Raw genomic sequence first — 17,322 nt, 5'->3', positions numbered from 1 at the left:
GCCCTGACGAGATCAAGACACTGCTGCGCCCAGCGGAACAATGACGCTAGGCCAGCACCACGCGGTTGCTGCCGGCGCGTTTGGCGGCATACATGGCGGCGTCGGCATGGCGGGCCAACTGGTTGGCGTCCGTCCCCTGCGCCGGGTAGAGCGCCACACCGATGCTGGCCGAGATGGACAGGGTCTTCCCCTCCAGCACGAAGGCGGCGTCCAGGGCCGCACGCATCTTTTCGGCCACCTTGGCCGCCTCGTCCGGCCCGGCTACCGGATGCAGCAGGGCCACAAATTCGTCACCGCCCACCCGGGCCACGGTGTCCGAGCCACGCAGCGCCTGGCGCAAACGCGCCGCCACCGCGCGCAGCAGGGCATCGCCCATTGCGTGGCCGAACTGGTCGTTGACCGGCTTGAATCGATCCAGATCGATGTAGACCAGGGCCAGGACCTCCTGGCGGCGCTGCGCCTGGCTCAGGGCCATCTGCAGGCGGTCGTCGAACAGGCTGCGGTTGGGCAACTCGGTCAGCGCGTCGTACTGCGCCAGGCGGCGCAGCCGGGCTTCGCGTTGGGTGCGCTCCAGCGCGCTGGCCATCTGGTCCGCCGCAAAGGCCAGCAGATGCTGGTCCGCCGCCCCATAGGCCGGGGCCGGCCCGTCGCGCTCCAGCACCAAGGCGCCGATCACCTGACTGCCCACACGCAGGGCGGCACCCAACCACTGCACGCCATCGAGCTGCCCGTACTGCGGCCCCTGCCCCTGCACCGCCAGGGCCAGGGATTGCGGCCGGCCACGCGGCCCGGGCGGTGCCCCGTCGAGCTCGCCGAGATAAACGCAGTCCAGCCCCGATGTGGCGCCGTCTTGCAGCGCCACATAAAAACGGTCCAAGGGCAACACGCCGCGCAGGATGCGCTCCACCTTGGGATAGAGCGCCGCCGAGGACTCACAGCCGTGCGCGCATGTCGACAGCCCATGCAGCGCCGCCTGCATCTGGGCGGCCAGCTTGCGTTCGGTGATGTCGCGAAACACCACGGTCACGCCATAGATGGATCCGGCCTCATTGCGCAGCGGAGCCGTGCGGTACTCGACCGGGAAGGAACTGCCGTCCTGGCGCCAGAACACATCGTCCAACACCTCACGGGGCTCGCCATCCTGCAGGGTCAGAAAAATGGGGCATTCCTCGACCGGGAACAGACGTCCATCACTGTGGTGGTGGTGAATGGCCGCATGGCCGTTCTTTCCCACCAGACAGTCATCGCACCAGCCCAACAGCCGCGTGGAGGCCGCGTTTTCCATCAGAACCCGACCTTGCAGATCGATGACATGAATGCCATCGCTCACCGACTGCAAGATGTGTTGCTGCAACGCCGGAAGATTGAGATCCATGCCGCCTCCTTCGGACTGCCCTCAGGAACGGGTCGGCAGCATCGGTGACTTGGACCACCACAGCGCATCGACCGACCAGGGCCCGGGTCCGCGCACGATGATCGTCAGCAACAGCGCACCCCAGAGTTGGTGTTGCACCAAGGCCGCCGCAGCCACCTCCTGCAAGCTGACCACCGCCACGATGTTGACCACCAACAAGCCCAAAGCCGGCAGGCGGTCCAACAAGCCCAGGAGCAACAGCGGCGGCAATAGCAGTTCACCCAGCGTGCCGCCCCAAGCCGCCCAGGTGGGCGACAGCAGCGGGACGCTGTACTCATTCTCGAACAGCAGCAAGGTGGTCTCCCAGTCGCGCAGCTTGGTCAGCCCGGCGGCGAAGAACACCCAGGCCACATGCCAGCGGGCCGCCAGCAGCAACGGCGCCTCCAGCCGGGCCAACCCGCCCAGACCCTGCAAAGCGCCGCGAACCCAGCGCTGGAACGCCAGCACGATCAGAGCCCCAGCTCGCTCAGGCTCGGATGGCCATCCGGCCGGCGGCCCAAGGGCCAGTGGAATTTGCGTTCCTCGGGCTTGATGGGCAGGTCATTGATCGAGGCATGACGCACCGCCATGAAGCCGTTGGCATCGAACTCCCAGTTCTCATTGCCATAGGCACGGAACCAGTTGCCGGCGTCATCGCGCCACTCATAGGCAAAGCGCACTGCGATGCGGTTGCCCTCATAGGCCCAGAGTTCCTTGATCAAGCGGTATTCATGTTCCTTGGCCCATTTGCGTTCCAGGAAAGCTTGGATGGCAGTACGGCCTTGGAAGATCTCGGCACGATTGCGCCAACGGCTCTCGGGCGTGTAGGCCAGCGCGACCTTCTTGGGGTCGCGGTTGTTCCAAGCGTCTTCGGCCGCGCGCACCTTTTTCTTGGCCGTTTCCAGTGTGAAGGGGGGCAACGGGGGGCGGGGAGCTTCGGGGGTCGTCATGGCAGCGGCAGGAAGAAGGACAGAGGGACTCAGCGCGAGCGCAGCAGTGGCGACAGAAGCAGCCACCAGCTCACGGCGGTTCAAATCAGGGTTCATCACAGATTCAGGGGCGCCACAGGCCGGACATGTCGACATGCCCGGGCAAGGCTTGAATGCGGGTCAGCCAGGCCCGCAACGCGGGATAGGAGCTCAAGTCGAGGTGTGCCTCAGGTGCCAGGGCCACATAGGGGTAGACGGCAAGGTCGGCCACGGTGGGTTGCGCGCCCGCCACCAACCAGGTCTGGTGGCTCAGCACACCCTCCAGCACGCCCAGCAGGGCCTGGCTGCGCGCCTGGGTGGCAGCCACATCGATGGCGCGGCTAAATTTGTGGTGCATGCGCAGCAGGGCCGGGCCATGCGCCACCTCGTTGGCGGCGGTGGACAGCCAAGCCACCACCTGCGCCATGCGCGCCGCATCCTGCGGCCACCAGGCGTCGCCGCCGTAGCGCTGGCCGAGGTAGGCCAGGATGGCCTGGCTGTCGCGAATCACCACCTCGCCATCGACCAGCACCGGCACCTGGCCCAGCGGGTTCAGCTTCAGGAACTCGGGCGATTTGTGCGCGCCGCCGCTGGGTACCTCGGCCTCATGCGGCAGGTTCAGCATCGAAAGCAGCAACCGCACCTTGTGGGCATTGCCGGAGAGGGGGAAGTGGTAGAGCTTCATGGCAGGCCTGGTGTTGGCAAGAGACCCGCCGCAGCGGGTCTCGGAACGGACTCAGATCACAGATCCTTCGGAGCCTTGGCCTTGATCTTGGGCCAGGTCATTTGGGCGTTCTTCACATTGCCCGGCACGTCTTCCAGCCACTTCTTCTGCACGTCCTTGTTGACGTTCAGGTGCAGCTTGCCGTCCACCAGCTTCCAGGCCGTCGGGTCACCGTCCAGCTTCTTTTCCAGGGCCACGCCCATGGCGCAGAAGCCACCGAAAGCCGGCACGTACTTGGCCGGGTTGGCCGTGAACATGTCGCGGTTGGCGGCGCTGCTGAAGTGGTAGGTGGCGCCTTCGTGCTTGGCCATGAAGTCGGCGCTGCCCTTGGTCGGGGCGCCGGCGGTGTGGTAGGCCACCACGTCATAGCCCTGCACCGCCACGCCCTTGGCGTCGACGTTTAGCGCGGCGGTGCTGTTCACGTCGTAGGCCAGCGCGGTGGTGGGCAAAACAGCCATCAGGCTGGCGCCGGAGATCAGGGTGGCCATCAGGGTCTGGCGCAGGGTGATTGCTTTCATGTGCGTGCTTCCTATCAAGTGGGCTCAAGGCCGGGGGTGAAAGTGAGGGACCGAGTGCTTCAGGGTTTGATTCGGTCCCTGCTGCCTCGTATCGCTGGGGTTCAGCGCATGGGTTGAACTGTGCGTTTTTGCGGTCGGGAGCGGAATCACCGCCAAGCCCAAGACACTCTTGCGTGGAGTGAAACGATGCGCCCTTCAGGGGGCCGGCATGAGCATCAAGTCCAAGGCCAGCGCACTGCGGGCCCCCATGGCCAGACCCGGGCTCTTGCCTGGGCTCGCACTCAGCAGCCCCGGCGTGCCCCGCACGCCCAACTGCTGCGCCAGCGCCAGATTGCGCTGCAAGGCGCCGACATCGCAGGCGGCTGGCGCACGCATCGGAGCCTGCCCCTTCAGCATCCAGGCCTCCCAGGCCTGTTGTGGCTGCGCCGAGCACCAGATGGCACCGGACTTGCGCACCGAGTCCTCGCCCAGCACCGGCATCAAGAACGTATGGATGCTGACGTCACGCAACTGGCGCAACTCCTGCTCCAGCCGCTTGCAGTGGGGACAGTTCGGGTCCGAAAACACCACCAGATGACGCAGCGGCTTGCCCTGCACGGTGTGTAACGCGTCGTTGAGTGGCAGTTGACGCAGCCAAGCGGGGAGCGACTGCCCATCGACCTGGGGCGGCGCGATGGGTTTGGCAAGTGTTGGAGCGGGGCCCACTCCGAGCCCCAGGCTGAGCAGAAGGGGCAGGGTTGAGAGCAGCAAGGCGCGAGGCGGCATGACGAAGTGGCGACCGCAGTCGCCCGAGTGATGAAGGAAGGTCACTCTGCGGCGCTGCGTCCCGCAGAGGAAGCATCACGCCCCTCAAGACTGCGTTACCGGAACCGGAATGCTGCCGCGCCGATGCCTGAGGCGGCCAGCCTGACTAGCCTGGCTAGCCTGGGTCGTGCGAGCCCGAAGGTTGCACCAAGACGCCATCCAGAGCGGCCAGGGCCAGAAGCCCCACGCGCTGCAAGGCCGGGGCCTTGGCGCCATCGCGAGCCTGAATCGCCATGCCCTGAATCACCGTCGCGAAGTAAGCGGCCAGACTGTTCAGGTCCGCCCCCTCTCTGAGCTCACCCGCGCCTTTTGCCCGCTTCAATCGCGCCAGCAAGGCGCCCTGTGCCTGCAAACGCCGCTCGCTCAAAGCCTGAAACACGGCTGCATGCTCGGGCGCGCCGTGCAGCCCCCCGCTGGCAAACATGCAGCCCAGGGCGTGATCCGGCGCAGCGTACTGGCGTGCCGCACCTCGCAGCATCTGCTCCAGGGCCTCGCGCAGAGGCAACTCTGCGGCGAGGGCCTCGGTGAAATAGCCCGAGTGCCGCTGCGCGTACAGATCCAGGCATTCGCGGTAGAGCGCCTCCTTGCTGCCAAAGGCCGCGTAGAGGCTGGGCGGCTTGATGCCCATGGCCTCACACAGGGTATTGGTCGAGACGCCCTCGAAGCCGTGACGCCAGAAGCGGTCCAGCGCCAGTTCGAGCGCCTGCTCGCGGTCGAAGGCACGGGGGCGGCCCACGCTGCGCTTGGGCGGTGCATTGGCTTCGTTCATTGCAATAGTGTATTGCTCGCTAAATATTAGGCAGACAGGTGCCAAAAACCTATTCTGTAGTGCCTTCTACTTTTTATAGACAAGCATGCACTCACAGAGCCAAGTCTGGCGCTCCACCCCAGGCGGCCCGGCCCGCCTGGTCCCGCAGACCCAAGCCTTGCCCACACTCGCCCCGAAGGAGGTGCTGCTGCGCATTCGTGCCGCCAGCCTGAACTACCGCGACCTGTTGCTGGCCGCCGATCCGCGGGATGGCCTCGTTCCGCTCTCCGACGCCAGCGCCGAGATCGCGGCGCTCGGAAGCGATGTGAGGGACTGGCAGGTGGGCGATCGCGTCAGCCCCAACTTCTTTCCCGCCTGGCGCAATGGCCGCTTCAGCCCCGCAGCGCTCAGCCAGCCCCTGGGGGGCAATGAGCGCGATGGCGTGCTGCGCGAGCATCTAGTGATCGAAGCCAGCGCCCTGGTGGCCGTGCCCGAGCATCTCAGCCATGCCGAAGCGGCCACCCTGCCCTGCGCCGCACTGACCGCCTGGCATGCGCTGTTCGAGCGCGGCCAACTCCAGGCGGGCGACACGGTGCTGGTGCAAGGCACCGGCGGCGTGGCCCTGTTCGGACTGCAGCTGGCGGTGGCGGCCGGCGCCCGCGTCATCGTCACCTCGTCGTCGGACGAGAAGCTGGAGCGCGCCCGGGCCCTGGGGGCTTGGGGCCTCATCAACTACCGCCGCACGCCCGACTGGGCCGCCGAAGCCCTGCGCCTGACCGAGGGCCTGGGCGTGGACCACATCCTGGAGCTGGGCGGCCCATCCACCTATGAGCAGTCCGTGCAGGCCATTGGCTTTGGCGGCCGCATTGCGCAGATCGGCGTGCTCAGCGGCTTCGAGGCCCAGCCCAATCTGCGGCCGCTGCAATTCAACAACGCCAGCGTGAATGGCATCTGCGTGGGTTCGGTGGCGCAGTTCCAGCGTATGAACGCCTTCATCAGCCAACACCAGATCCGCCCCGTCATCGACCAGTCCTTCGCCTTCGAGGACGCCGCCCAAGCCTTCGAAGCCCTGCGCGCCGCCCAGCACGTCGGCAAGTTGGTCATCACCCTTTGAACCTTCCCACGAGAGCCCCATGAACTTCACCCTCCACACCCCCACCCAAGCCCCCACCGCCGCCCTGGCCCTGCTGGAAGGCGTCCAGAAGGCCTACGGCTTTGTGCCCAATCTGATGGGCCAAATGGCCGAGGCCCCAGCCGCGCTGCAGGGCTATCTGGCGCTGGGGCAGGCCTTTGGCCAGAGCAGCCTGAGCGCCGTGGAACGACAGGTCGTCATGATGACCATCAACCGCCTGGCCGACTGTGGCTACTGCATGGCCGCCCACTGCGTGGTCGCGAGCATGGAAGGCATGCCTGCCGAAGTGCTGAGCGCCCTGCGCGCGGGCCGCGCCCTGCCCGACACCCGCCTGGACGCGCTGCGCCAGTTCACCGAGCGCATGCACAACAGCCGCGGCCATAGCAGCGCTCAGGACCTGGCCGCTCTGCTAACCGCCGGCTACAGCCGCCAGACCGCGCTCGAAGTCATCACGGGCGTGGGTCTGAAACTGATCTCCAACTACGCCGCGCACCTGATGCAGCCGCCGCTGGATGCTGCCTTCCAGGCGCAGGCCTGGTAAGGCCTGGGCCGTCGCAAGGGCCACCGCAGGTTGAGCCGCTCCATCAAATCAGGCTCGAGGCATACAGCGCGGCCTGCTTGGTAGGCTCCGGATCTGCAGCGCAGCGCCGCCCGCCTTGGGTCGGCGTTTTAGCGCAACACATGGATCAGCTTGCACACTCTTCTCCAGTTGCCCGAACAACCCAGCCCGGCAGGCGGGCGTGCCGCCATCCGTGGTCTAGCCCGGCAAACGCAGACCGCGCAGGGTCTTCAGGGACTGCTGCGGTCTGACTGGTCCGAGGGTTCTAAGCGCAGAGCGCACTTGCGCACTTGGACGGCGTGACCCCGCGCAACCCAGACCTCGGCGCCAACCCTGGCAGAGCCACGGATCGCCTGCGGGTTGACAGCGACACCGCGCCGGTGCGCGAGGTGATTCGCCATGGGGAGAAGGGCTGGCTCACGCCGGCTCTGCAGCCCAATGAACTGGCGGCGAGCCTGAGCGCCGCGCTGGCCCACCCCGGGCCGTGCAACTGGCGCTGCGCGACGGCGCGCGCGCCCGAGTGGGGAGTTTTTCGCGGGCTGCGGGCGCGCGCGCGTTTACGGGTCTGCTGCAGTCGGTGGATCTACGGGGGCACGGCGCCGACGAGAACAGTCGGCGCGCCGATGTTCCCGCCCGCCATTCAGGGCTATCGAAAACGACCAAGGAGTTTCGACCATGTTCGGCTTAGGGGTGTTTAAGAGGGCTGCGCGCCATCTCGAGGAGATGCCCGCGAGTGTTCGTGCCAGCAAAGTCAACGTGAACGGCTGCGGCCAGGGCGCCAGCCTAGCTTTGCCCCTCAACTGGATGCACACAGATTCCTCGAACGCAAGGAGCTTCCGTCATGGGGCCTAACAACACTATTCAAGCCCAAGGGCATGGCAGTTCTTTGCCCCGATGGGCGCCCGTCGTGCTTGGCCTGGCACTGCTCTTGAGCGCCTGCGGCAGCGGCGTATCCGTCAGCCAGGGCAACACCCCGCAGCAGCAACGCGCCATGGCGATGTGGCAGGAGCGCTGCAAGAAGTCGGGGGAGTTCATCCACAAGACCGTCGAGGGGGTGGAGGGGGTGTATCTCGTCAACGTGCGGACGCACAAGGACAACTTCAACCTCGGTGAGCAGCCGGCCGATCAATTCCGGCTGAGCGATCCCTACGGTCACGATCTAACGGACGAGGGTTACCTGATTTCATTTGCTAGAAACAGCAGGACTGGCGGACGGGACGAGCCGGTTGCCGAAGGCTGGCCGCCTCACAAGGGCTATCGATTCATCGAGGCCCACGATCCCAAGGACGGCAAGCTGTATCGCTTTACGGGCCGGGTGGATCAACCCTGGCTACGAGACAAGAGCTATGGCGAATGGGTGCGCGAGTTCGTGCTGGATCGCACTCCCCTCAAACAGCGCACCTTGCGCTACGGGGTGAAGTTTGAAGACATCTCCACCCGCGAAGAGCGCGAGCATTGGATCGCCGGCAGTTCGCTCAAGGTCATCGACCTGGAAACCGGTGAAGTGTTGGGCGAGCGCGTTGGTTACATGGTGGACTGGGCACAGGGAAGCCGCGCGGGCGCGCGCCAGCCTTGGACCTTTGCGGCAGACAACGCTTGCCCAGACTTTCGCCGCGACTTTCCTTCCTCGATCTATGGCAATCGACACAAGGCGGTATCACAAGCCCATCAAACCCAACGCTTTGTTGAAAAAGTACTCAAACCATTGAACTAAAGGGAGCCAACACCATGACACCACCCAGCATTGCTGACCTCTTGAAGTACGCCGACCTGCAGATGGCAGCGGAAGCCTTCCTTCTCGGCGATGGCGGCACGCCATATGCAGGAACGAAGCTGATCGAAGCCTTAAAGCGCGGCAACGACCACGCCAGCCGCTTCACCCAGGCTCAAGCCGAGCACTTCGAGAGGCATTGGGCAGTCGAAGCCCAGCAATCCAACACCCCCACCGGTTTCAGCGGCACGGTTTTCCGTTGCCATACCGACGCCCCCCTGACCGGCGCCAAAGCCGGCGAGGTGGTGATGTGTTTTCGGTCGACCGAGTTCGTGGACGACGCTGCGCGCGACAACGAATCCACCAATGTGCTGGAGATCAAAGAGACCGGTTTTGCCTGGGGCCAGCTGCGCGACATGGAGGCCTGGTACCAGCAGCTGATTCAAGACGGCAAGCTGGCGGAGGGGCAATTCAGCCTGACCGGCTACAGCCTGGGCGGCCACCTGGCCTCGGCCTTCAACGAGATGCACCCCACGGCCGCGAAGCAGGTGGTGACCTTCAATGGCGCGGGCATCGGGGCCGTGGACCCCACCAAGAAGCTGTCGACCCTGCTGACCCAGTTCAGCGATCTCACCAAGCCCAATGCAGATGGCAGTGCCAAGTTCAGCTTCAGCCACCCGGTGCTCAGTGCGATCTATGAGCGCACCCGGGCAGCGGGTTGTCTCATCAGCCAGGCCGACAAAAACACGTTGGCGGCATTCATCTTGGATGCACGGCGTGACGCCACGCCCGCATCCGATGTGGCCGAGGCCGAGTGGCTGCAGTTCGCGAACCAATCTGACGTGCTGCAGGGCCACACCAGCCCGTCCGCTGTGGCGAACTTGCAGAACCATGTGGGCAAGGATGTGCGGGTGTTCATCGAAGACCAGCCGCTTGATCGGGGCAATGTGGTGACGGCGGCGGTGGCGGAGTCCGTAGCAGTCAACGAACAGAGGTATGCGAATGCAGCCTGATCAAGAGACCCAAGCGGCCCCGGAGGGGGGGCGTTGGCGTGGCGTTGCATTTGTCTTGATGCTCCTGGTTGTCGCCGTTGCTACGTGCAAGGGGCCTTCCATGGCCCACAACTGGAAGGCCAAAAAGCAGCAAGAGCGCGCCATGGCGATGTGGCAGGAGCGCTGCAAGAAGTCGGGCGAGTTCATCCACAAGACCGTCGAGGGGGTGGAGGGGGTGTACCTCGTCAACGTGCGCACACACAAGGACAACTTCAACGTTGGTGAGCAGCCGGCCGATCAATTCCGGTTGAGTGATCCCTATGGCGACGATCTGGAGGACGAGGGCTACCTGATTTCGTTTGCTAGAAACAGCAGGACGGGGGGCCGAGACGAGCCGGTCGGCGAAGGCTGGCCGCCGCACAAGGGTTATCGATTCGTCGAGGCGCATGACCCCAAGGACGGCAAGCTGTATCGGTTTACGGGCCGTGTGGATCAACCCTGGCTACGAGACAAGAGCTATGGCGAATGGGTGCGCGAATTCGTCCTGGATCGCACCCCCCTCAACCAGCGCACCCTGCGCTATGGGGTGAAGTTCGAAGACATCTCCACCCGCGAAGAGCGCGAGCATTGGATCGCGGGAAGCTCGCTCAAGGTCATCGACCTGGAAACCGGTGAAGTGTTGGGCGAGCGCGTTGGTTACATGGTGGACTGGGCACAGGGCAGCCGAGCGGGCGCTCGCCAGCCTTGGACCTTTGCGGCAGACAACGCTTGCCCAGACTTTGACCGCGACTATCCCGCTTCGGTTCATAGCAATCGCCACAAGTCGCGGTCCCAAATGCGCCAAACCCAACGATTCGTTGAAAAAGTACTCAAACCATTGAACTAAAGGGAGCCAACACCATGACACCACCCAGCATTGCTGACCTCTTGAAGTACGCCGACCTGCAGATGGCTGCAGAAGCCTTTCTCCTTGGGAAGGACGACAAGCCGTACGCGGGCACTGATTTGATCAAAGCCCTGATGCGCGGCAACGACCACGCCAGCCGCTTCACCGAGGCCCAGGCCAAACGCTTTGATGAGTTCTGGGAAGTCGTGGCCCAGCAGCCCAACACCCACACCGGCTTCAGCGGCACGGTTTTCAAGTGCAAGAAGGACGACCCCCTGACCGGCGCCAAGGCGGACGATGTGGTGATGTGTTTTCGGTCGACGGAGTTTGTGGACGACTACGCTCGGGACAACGCCGCCACCAATGCGCTGGAAATCAGTGAGACCGGTTTCGCCTGGGGCCAGCGGGTTTGGGCCCATGAGATGCATCTCTTGCATCGGCAGTCTGGCCAGCGCAGCCGCCCCCACTGAACTCGCTCTAACGCACAGCCGCCCTACTTCGGCTCCGAGAGCGACTTGCAAAGCCTGGCCCCGGACCTTCCCCGCGCCGGAGGACCGGTGTGGATTCACCCCAAAACACAATTCCGCTCATGCCTGCGACTCCCTACTTCCACGTCGACGTATTCGGCACCCGCCCCCTGACCGGCAATGGCCTGGCGGTGTTTGTGCACACCGACGCCTGGTCGGCGCCGGCCATGCAGGCCCTGACGCAGGAGATGAAGCAGTTCGAGTCGATCTTCCTGTCCGAGATCGGCCCCCAAGGTGCCCGGGCGCGCGTCTTCACGGTGGAGGAGGAGTTGCCCTTTGCCGGACATCCGGTGCTGGGGGCGGCGGTGGTGCTTCACCGCCTGCTCAGCCCCGAGGCGGCGCAGGCCGAATGGGTGCTGCAGTTGCCCCTTGGGCCGCTGACGGTGCGCACGCAAAGAGCGGAAGCGCATCACCGGGCCGAAATGAACCAGGGCCGGGCGGCCATCGGCGAGGCGATTGATTCCAAGGTCCTGGGGCCCATCCTGGCGGCGCTGGGCCTTGGCCCGCAGGCCTTGGTGGCGGGCCTGGCCGCACGCGTGATGTCCACCGGCCTGCCCTATCTGGTGCTGCCGGTGCAGGCCCAGGCCCTGGACCAAGTGGCCTTCAGCGGCCAGAACCTGGAGCCATTGCTGGCCGTGCTGGGGGCCAAATTCGTCTTCCTGCTGGACCCCGTCGGGCGCGAGGTCCGCACCTGGGACAACCTGGGGCGGGTCGAGGATGTCGCCACCGGCAGCGCGGCCGGCCCGGCCGCGGCCTATCTGTGGCTGGCCGGGCTGGCGGAGCCGGACGCCCCCGTGCTGCTGGCCCAAGGCCGCTTTGCCGGGCGAGCCAGCCAGCTGCAAGTGCGCCGCGACCCGGCTGGCGATCTCTGGGTCAGCGGCGAGGTCTGGCCGATGGCCCAGGGGACGCTGGAGATCCCCGCGTCCGAACTGCAGGATTGAAGGATTCAGCGCGCCAGCGCGCGCTGCACCGCCGGACGCTCGCCAATCCGCTGCACCCAGGCCTGCACTGCCGTGTAGTCCTTCAGGTCCACCCCGGCGTAGGACGCCACGCGCAGCCAGCCAAAGTGGGCGATGTCGGCAATGGAAAACTCGTCACCCGCCAACCAGGGCGATTGCTGCAGACGGGTTTCCAGCACGGCGGTGAGGCGCCGACTTTCGTTCTGGTAGCGCTCGATGCCCACGGCGACTTTTTCGGGCTGGCGCATGAACCAGCCGGCCTGGCCGAACATCGGGCCCACGCCGCCGATCTGAAAGTACAGGTACTCGAAGGCGCGGATGCGCTCGCGCGGGTTCTTGGGCAGCAGGCCACCGAATTTCTCGGCCAGGTACTGCAGGATGGCGCCGGACTCGAACACCGAGATCGGCTCACAGTCGGGGCCGTCGGGATCCACGATGGCCGGGATGCGGCCGTTCGGGTTGATCTGCAGGAACTCGGGGCGCTTTTGTTCGTTGGTCGAGAGATTCACCGGGATCAGCCGGTAGGGCACGCCCAGCTCTTCGAGTGCAATGGGGATCTTGATGCCGTTGGGGGTGGGGGCGTAGTAGACGTCGATCATGTTCAAGGCTTTCGGGTTCATGCGCCAGGACCGCAGTCCAGGCAGCGTTCAATGGGCGGCGGGCCCATGCGCAGCGCGCGCTGCAGGTCACGCAGGGCGGTGCGCAGGCCCTCTTCGACCACCGGGTGATAGAAGGGGCTGTCCAGCATCTGCTGCACGGTGTCGCCGCGCTGCACGCTCCAGCTGAGCAGGTGGCCCAGATGCTCGGCGGCGGGGCCGATCATTTCGGCGCCCAACAGCCGGCCACTGTCCTTGTCTGCGTAGAGGTGCAGGCCGCCCTGGTTCTTGCGCATCACGCGGCTGCGGCCTTGGTCGGCAAAGCTGACACGGCCGGTCTCGAAGGCCACCCCGGCGCGCAGCAGCTCAGCATGGCTCTGGCCCGCCAGCATGATTTGCGGATCGGAAAACACCACGGCCAGCGGCGCACGGCGGGGGCGCACGCGCACATCGGGCCAGCGGCCGGCGTTGTCGCCGGCGATGCGACCTTCGTCGGCGGCCTCATGCAGCAGTTGCAGCTCGGCATTGGCGTCGCCAGCGATGAAGACGGGCTGCGAGCCCACCTGACCCGTGTGGCGGTCAAACAGCGGCACGCCCTGCGCGTCCAGCGGCAGGCCGCTGAGCTCCAGCCCCAGGCCTTGCAAGCGCGGGCGGCGGCCGGCGGCAGCCAGCACCCAGTCAAAGCGCTCCTCCTGGCCGGCCACGGTCAGCACCACCTCGTCGCCCTCGCGGCGCAAATCAGGCTGGGCCAGGCCCAGGTGCATGGGGATCTCGGCGCCCAGGATCTCGCGGCTCAGGGCCTGCAGTGCCGGGTCGGTCAGCGGCCCCACGCGCTGGCTACGGCCAATCAGCCGCACTCGCACACCCAACCGGTGCAGGGCTTGCGCCAACTCCAAGGCAATGACGCCGGCGCCCAGCACCAGCACGGCGCGCGGCAGTTCCTGCCAGTCAAACACTTCGTCGTTGCGGATCAGGCGGTCGCCCAGCACCTGCTGCCAGCGCGGCTCGATCACCGGCTCGGAGCCTGTAGCAATGACGATGCGCGCGGCGCGCACGCGGGTGGAGCGGCCACTCCCCTGATCCTGCACCTCCAGCACGCCGGGCGCCACAAAGCGGGCGTGGCCACGCAGCTTGTGCGCGGTCGGCCAGCCGTCAACCGACTCGGTGACGAAGCCGACAAAGCGATCGCGCTCGGCGCGCACGCGCTGCATCACGGCCCGGCCGTCGACCTGCACGCCCAGCACGTTCACACCAAAGCCCGGAGCGGCGGCCACGGCATGGGCGGCCTCGGCGGCGGCAATCAGCAGCTTGCTGGGCATGCAGCCCACCCGCGCGCAGGTGGTGCCGTAGGGGCCGCTTTCGATGGCGAGGACGCTTTCGGTGTGCTGGCGCGCACCGCGGTAGGCCCCCATGCCGGCCGTGCCGGTGCCAATGATGGCGACATCAACGCTCAGTTCTTGCATGGAGGGGTTCCATGTGGCAGGGGAAGGGACTGCAGCCAGGCGTCAGCCTCGGGCGGCAATTCGGTAAAGAAGGGGGCAGGCAGCATGATGCGGACTTCGCGGAAGAGATGCCCGCACTGTGGCGCGAAGACCCTGAACGGGGAATGCCCTTGCCGGCCAATGCACTGTTGCGCCGCAGGAAAGAATGCGCGGCCCACCACAATGCAGCCGCCTTGCTTCAGGAGCCCCTGTGGACCGTCTGCATCAGATTCAGGTTTTTGTTGCCGTGGTGGACGCCAATGGCTTTGCCGGTGCGGCGCGCAAGCTCAATCTGTCGCCACCGGCCGTCACCCGCGCCATCAACGAACTGGAAGCCAGCCTGGGCGCCCGGCTGCTGACCCGCACCACCCGGGTGGTGCGGGTGACCGAAGCCGGTGAGCGCTATGCGCAGGACTGTCGGCGCATCCTGGCCGATCTGAGCGAGGCCGACGAGTCGGTCACCGGCCTGCATGGCGCGCCCCGCGGATTGATCACGCTGACCGCCCCGGTGCTGTTCGGCTCGCTGGTGGTGACCCCCATCGTCACCGAGTACCTGAGCCTGAACCCGCAGGTGCAGGCCAATTGCTGGTTCCTGGACCGCGTGGTCAACATGATGGAAGAAGGCGTGGACGTGGCGGTGCGCATTGGCGAGTTGCCGGACTCCTCGCTGCAGGCCATCCGCGTCGGCAGCGTGCGCCGGGTCATCGTGGCCAGCCCCGATTACCTGAAGCGGCACGGCCGCCCACAACAACCGCAGGACCTGGCCGACCATGCCCTGATTGCCGCCATGGGCGTCACTCCGACCCCCGAGTGGAAGATGCACAGAGACGGCGAGACGCAGAGCGTGAAATTGCAGGCCCGCCTGAGCACCAGCAGCAATGAGGCCGCACTGCAGGCGGTGCGCAGTGGCTTTGGCATCACGCGCTTGCTGTCCTATCAGGTGGCGACCGACCTGGCCGAGGGCCGACTGGAGCGCCTGCTGGTGGATTGGGAGCCGCCTGCCCTGCCTGTGCATGTGCTGCACCGCGAGGGCCGCTATGCCTCGCAAAAGAGCCGCGGCTTCATCGATCTGGCCGTCTCACGCCTGCGCGCCCATCCGGCCATCCATGCCGAGTAAGTCACGGTTGCGCCGCAAACGCCACACAAAGCTAAAGACTCCATAAAGACCACCCCAAGCGCGCTGCGCCCGGTGGCAGGATGCGCGCCATGAAAATTTTGCTGGTGGAAGACGACCTCGATCTGGGCCAGGGCACCAGCCTGGCGCTGCAGCATGCCGGCCTGGATGTGTCCTGGGTGCGCAATCTGTCCAAGGCCCAGGCGCAGATGGACGCCCAGACCTTTGCCGCCATCGTGCTGGACCTGGGCCTGCCCGATGGCGACGGTCTGCTGTGGCTGCACAAGCTGCGCAGCCTGGGCCGCACCCTGCCGGTGTTGATCCTCTCGGCCCGCGACAGCCTGCCCGACCGCCTGCGCGGCCTGGACGGCGGCGCCGACGACTACCTGGTCAAGCCCTTTGCCTTGGACGAACTGCTGTCGCGCCTGCGGGCCCTGCTGCGGCGCAGCGGCGTGTTCCGTGCAGACGCCCTGGCCTGCCGGGGCCTGACCATGGACGCCGAGGCACGCCAGGCCGAGCTCGACGGCAAGCCGCTGACCCTCTCGCCCACCGAGTTCCAGCTGCTGCATGCGCTGCTGCGGCGCGTCGGTCGGGTGGTCACGCGCGCCCAACTGGAAGCCCTGGCCCTGGCCAATGCGGAGGTCAGCTCGCTGGACATGCACATGTCCAATCTGCGCCGCAAACTCGGACCGGGATGGCTGCGCACCGTGCGCGGCATCGGCTATGTGATTGACCTGGAGCCGCGCACTCACGACGCGGCCGCAGATTGAGCACCAAGCAGCCCCCCATTTGGCGCCGCGCCTGGTCGGCCTTGCGCCAACCCAGCCTGCTGATGCACCTGGTGCTGGTGCAAAGCGTCTTTTTTGGGCTGGTCTGGCTCGGCGTTGTGATCTACATCCTGCAGTCCAACGACAGCCAGGAGCCCGAGTACCTGACCTCGCCACAGCGGATGTTGGCCCTGCTGGCGTTGACGCGCAGCGCCGCCGACAACCCCGAGCGGGTCAAAGACCTGATCGAGGAATTCGACGCTTTTCAACGTGTCGAGGACTGGTACGCCGACGGTGACGAGGACCGCCTGATGCTGGTGCTGCGCCGCCACGGCAAGCTCATCTACACCAGCGACCCCAAAGCCGAGCGCCTGCCACTGGCACCAGCCGATCTGGCGGTGCACCACCAAGTCTTTGAAGGCATCCGCTGGGCCCAGCGGCACGGCCAGGACGGCACGACGGGCTACCAGATCCAACTGATCCGCAATGTGCAGCACGAGCACTTGCAGGCGCAGCTGCTGGCCCTGCTGCGCACCCTGCCCTGGGTGCTGCTCTTGGTGCCCATCTTGCTGGCGGCCAACTACTGGACCATTCGCCGCGCCCTGCGTCCGCTCAACCGCCTGGTCAGCGAACTGGACCAAAAGCCCTACCACGACCTCAGCGCCCTGCGTGCCCAACCGCCACAGCGCGAGCTCAAGTCCCTGAGCAGCGCGCTCAACGGCTGGTTGGAGCGTTTGCGTAGCAGCCAGCAGCGCGAGCGCCAGTTCGCCGCCAATGCCGCCCATGAGCTGCGAACCCCCTTGGCGGCCATCAGCGTCAACACCGAAGGCCTGGCGGAACTGGACCTGCCGGAACGCGCCTACCCCCTGCTGCAGGGCCTGGGCCGTGCGAGTGAGCGCGCCAACCGGCTGACCGAACAGCTACTCAGCAGCTTGCGCAACGAGTCGCTGGCCGGCGATGCCGCCCAGACCCAGTTGTTGGATCTGGCCGGCCTGCTGCAACTGCGTCTGGCCGACGTCAGCCTGCTGGCCGACCGCCGACACATCGAGCTCGAACTGCAGGCCCCGCCCAGTCTGAGCGTGCCGGGGCGCCAGGAGTTGCTGGAGGCGGTGATCGACAACCTGGTGACCAATGCCATCAAGTACAGCCCAGCGGGCCGTCGCGTCACGGTGAAGCTGAGCGCCAGCGACCATGAAGCCTGCCTGGAGGTGCTGGACCAAGGCCCGGGCATTCCGGCCGAGTGGCGCGAGCGGGTGTTGGAGCGTTTCCAGCGTCTGCCCGGCCAGAGTGGCGAGGGGGCCGGCCTGGGCCTGTCCATCGTGCACGGGGCGGTACTGGCGCTGCGCGGACGCATGACGCTCGAAGATGCGCGATCCGGGCCGGTCGATCAGGGCGAGACGCCGGGCTTGGCCGTACGGGTCTGGCTGCCGCTGTCGGCCTGAT

The 17,322-nt window shown here is 66.2% G+C and carries 19 protein-coding genes; 10 read left to right on the top strand and 9 right to left on the bottom strand.

Annotated features, from left to right (window positions below; all coding sequences use genetic code 11):
- Positions 1-46: 46 nt before the first annotated feature.
- From FF090_RS09085 to FF090_RS09055, 7 genes are all read right to left on the bottom strand, one after another.
- Positions 47-1,375, bottom strand: coding sequence for a sensor domain-containing protein (locus tag FF090_RS09085; protein ID WP_138856416.1), 1,329 nt, complete (start codon positions 1,373-1,375; stop codon positions 47-49).
- Between the two features lie 21 nt (positions 1,376-1,396).
- Positions 1,397-1,861 carry a DoxX family protein gene (locus tag FF090_RS09080; RefSeq protein WP_246071552.1) on the bottom strand — a complete coding sequence of 155 codons (465 nt, stop codon included), beginning with the start codon at positions 1,859-1,861 and terminating at the stop codon, positions 1,397-1,399.
- A gap of 2 nt (positions 1,862-1,863) precedes the next feature.
- On the bottom strand, positions 1,864-2,343 hold the full coding sequence (locus FF090_RS09075; protein WP_138856414.1) for a nuclear transport factor 2 family protein: 480 nt from the start codon (positions 2,341-2,343) through the stop codon (positions 1,864-1,866).
- A gap of 103 nt (positions 2,344-2,446) precedes the next feature.
- Positions 2,447-3,046 carry a glutathione S-transferase family protein gene (locus FF090_RS09070; RefSeq protein WP_138856413.1) on the bottom strand — a complete coding sequence of 200 codons (600 nt, stop codon included), beginning with the start codon at positions 3,044-3,046 and terminating at the stop codon, positions 2,447-2,449.
- Between the two features lie 56 nt (positions 3,047-3,102).
- A complete protein-coding gene (locus FF090_RS09065; RefSeq protein WP_138856412.1) occupies positions 3,103-3,603 on the bottom strand; it encodes a YHS domain-containing (seleno)protein in 501 nt (166 codons plus the stop codon).
- A gap of 195 nt (positions 3,604-3,798) precedes the next feature.
- Positions 3,799-4,413, bottom strand: a complete 615-nt coding sequence (locus tag FF090_RS09060) for a DsbC family protein (protein ID WP_138856411.1) — start codon at positions 4,411-4,413, stop codon at positions 3,799-3,801.
- 109 nt (positions 4,414-4,522) lie between these two features.
- On the bottom strand, positions 4,523-5,176 hold the full coding sequence (locus FF090_RS09055) for a TetR/AcrR family transcriptional regulator (RefSeq protein ID WP_138856410.1): 654 nt from the start codon (positions 5,174-5,176) through the stop codon (positions 4,523-4,525).
- 85 nt (positions 5,177-5,261) lie between these two features.
- Here FF090_RS09055 and FF090_RS09050 point away from each other — a divergent pair, with 85 nt between their 5' ends.
- The 7 genes from FF090_RS09050 to FF090_RS09020 all read left to right on the top strand — a co-directional run bounded on the left by FF090_RS09050 (position 5,262) and on the right by FF090_RS09020 (position 11,903).
- Positions 5,262-6,269 carry a zinc-dependent alcohol dehydrogenase family protein gene (locus FF090_RS09050; protein ID WP_138856409.1) on the top strand — a complete coding sequence of 336 codons (1,008 nt, stop codon included), beginning with the start codon at positions 5,262-5,264 and terminating at the stop codon, positions 6,267-6,269.
- A 19-nt stretch (positions 6,270-6,288) separates the two neighbouring features.
- Positions 6,289-6,828, top strand: coding sequence for a carboxymuconolactone decarboxylase family protein (locus FF090_RS09045; protein WP_138856408.1), 540 nt, complete (start codon positions 6,289-6,291; stop codon positions 6,826-6,828).
- A gap of 925 nt (positions 6,829-7,753) precedes the next feature.
- Positions 7,754-8,560, top strand: coding sequence for a hypothetical protein (locus FF090_RS09040; protein WP_138856407.1), 807 nt, complete (start codon positions 7,754-7,756; stop codon positions 8,558-8,560).
- 14 nt (positions 8,561-8,574) lie between these two features.
- Positions 8,575-9,570, top strand: coding sequence for an alpha/beta hydrolase family protein (locus FF090_RS09035; RefSeq protein ID WP_138856406.1), 996 nt, complete (start codon positions 8,575-8,577; stop codon positions 9,568-9,570).
- A gap of 100 nt (positions 9,571-9,670) precedes the next feature.
- Positions 9,671-10,435 (top strand): hypothetical protein, encoded by a 765-nt coding sequence (locus tag FF090_RS09030; RefSeq protein WP_138856405.1) that lies wholly within the window; start codon positions 9,671-9,673, stop codon positions 10,433-10,435.
- A 14-nt stretch (positions 10,436-10,449) separates the two neighbouring features.
- Entirely contained in the window at positions 10,450-10,905 is a 456-nt protein-coding gene (locus tag FF090_RS09025) for a hypothetical protein (protein WP_138856404.1), read from the top strand.
- A gap of 119 nt (positions 10,906-11,024) precedes the next feature.
- Entirely contained in the window at positions 11,025-11,903 is an 879-nt protein-coding gene (locus FF090_RS09020) for a PhzF family protein (RefSeq protein ID WP_138856403.1), read from the top strand.
- A 5-nt stretch (positions 11,904-11,908) separates the two neighbouring features.
- Here the strand turns inward: FF090_RS09020 and FF090_RS09015 are convergent, their stop codons facing one another.
- Both FF090_RS09015 and FF090_RS09010 read right to left on the bottom strand, forming a co-directional pair.
- Positions 11,909-12,541, bottom strand: coding sequence for a glutathione S-transferase family protein (locus FF090_RS09015; protein ID WP_217503032.1), 633 nt, complete (start codon positions 12,539-12,541; stop codon positions 11,909-11,911).
- Positions 12,538-13,980: a dihydrolipoyl dehydrogenase gene (locus tag FF090_RS09010; protein WP_138856402.1), complete on the bottom strand. Its 1,443-nt coding sequence runs from the start codon at positions 13,978-13,980 to the stop codon at positions 12,538-12,540. Before FF090_RS09010 ends, FF090_RS09015 begins: the two co-directional genes overlap by 4 nt.
- A 229-nt stretch (positions 13,981-14,209) precedes the next feature.
- Here FF090_RS09010 and FF090_RS09005 point away from each other — a divergent pair, with 229 nt between their 5' ends.
- The 3 genes from FF090_RS09005 (at position 14,210) to FF090_RS08995 (ending at position 17,321) form a co-directional block, all read left to right on the top strand.
- The gene (locus FF090_RS09005; RefSeq protein ID WP_138856401.1) at positions 14,210-15,115 is read left to right on the top strand and encodes a LysR substrate-binding domain-containing protein; all 906 of its coding nucleotides are present in this window, start codon (positions 14,210-14,212) and stop codon (positions 15,113-15,115) included.
- Between the two features lie 89 nt (positions 15,116-15,204).
- Positions 15,205-15,882 carry a response regulator gene (locus tag FF090_RS09000; protein ID WP_138856400.1) on the top strand — a complete coding sequence of 226 codons (678 nt, stop codon included), beginning with the start codon at positions 15,205-15,207 and terminating at the stop codon, positions 15,880-15,882.
- Positions 15,879-17,321 carry a sensor histidine kinase gene (locus FF090_RS08995; RefSeq protein WP_138856399.1) on the top strand — a complete coding sequence of 481 codons (1,443 nt, stop codon included), beginning with the start codon at positions 15,879-15,881 and terminating at the stop codon, positions 17,319-17,321. The genes FF090_RS09000 and FF090_RS08995 overlap by 4 nt, the downstream gene beginning before the upstream one ends.
- Position 17,322 lies beyond the last annotated feature (1 nt).

Source organism: Inhella inkyongensis (assembly GCF_005952805.1).
GTDB classification, from domain to species: domain Bacteria; phylum Pseudomonadota; class Gammaproteobacteria; order Burkholderiales; family Burkholderiaceae_C; genus Inhella; species Inhella inkyongensis.
The sequence above is the reverse complement of the archived record's forward strand: the minus strand, read 5'-3'. Positions and strand labels throughout refer to the sequence as shown.

Excerpts from the sequence above, each read along its gene's own strand:
- FF090_RS09000 (WP_138856400.1), top strand. The coding sequence starts at position 15,205 with ATGAAAATTTTGCTGGTGGAAGACGACCTCGATCTGGGCCAGGGCACC.
- FF090_RS09010 (WP_138856402.1), bottom strand. The coding sequence starts at position 13,980 with ATGCAAGAACTGAGCGTTGATGTCGCCATCATTGGCACCGGCACGGCC.
- FF090_RS09075 (WP_138856414.1), bottom strand. The coding sequence starts at position 2,343 with ATGACGACCCCCGAAGCTCCCCGCCCCCCGTTGCCCCCCTTCACACTG.
- FF090_RS09085 (WP_138856416.1), bottom strand. The coding sequence starts at position 1,375 with ATGGATCTCAATCTTCCGGCGTTGCAGCAACACATCTTGCAGTCGGTG.
- FF090_RS09055 (WP_138856410.1), bottom strand. The coding sequence starts at position 5,176 with ATGAACGAAGCCAATGCACCGCCCAAGCGCAGCGTGGGCCGCCCCCGT.
- FF090_RS09025 (WP_138856404.1), top strand. The coding sequence starts at position 10,450 with ATGACACCACCCAGCATTGCTGACCTCTTGAAGTACGCCGACCTGCAG.
- FF090_RS09045 (WP_138856408.1), top strand. The coding sequence starts at position 6,289 with ATGAACTTCACCCTCCACACCCCCACCCAAGCCCCCACCGCCGCCCTG.
- FF090_RS09015 (WP_217503032.1), bottom strand. The coding sequence starts at position 12,541 with ATGAACCCGAAAGCCTTGAACATGATCGACGTCTACTACGCCCCCACC.
- FF090_RS09030 (WP_138856405.1), top strand. The coding sequence starts at position 9,671 with ATGGCCCACAACTGGAAGGCCAAAAAGCAGCAAGAGCGCGCCATGGCG.
- FF090_RS09070 (WP_138856413.1), bottom strand. The coding sequence starts at position 3,046 with ATGAAGCTCTACCACTTCCCCCTCTCCGGCAATGCCCACAAGGTGCGG.
- FF090_RS09035 (WP_138856406.1), top strand. The coding sequence starts at position 8,575 with ATGACACCACCCAGCATTGCTGACCTCTTGAAGTACGCCGACCTGCAG.
- FF090_RS09050 (WP_138856409.1), top strand. The coding sequence starts at position 5,262 with ATGCACTCACAGAGCCAAGTCTGGCGCTCCACCCCAGGCGGCCCGGCC.
- FF090_RS09065 (WP_138856412.1), bottom strand. The coding sequence starts at position 3,603 with ATGAAAGCAATCACCCTGCGCCAGACCCTGATGGCCACCCTGATCTCC.
- FF090_RS09020 (WP_138856403.1), top strand. The coding sequence starts at position 11,025 with ATGCCTGCGACTCCCTACTTCCACGTCGACGTATTCGGCACCCGCCCC.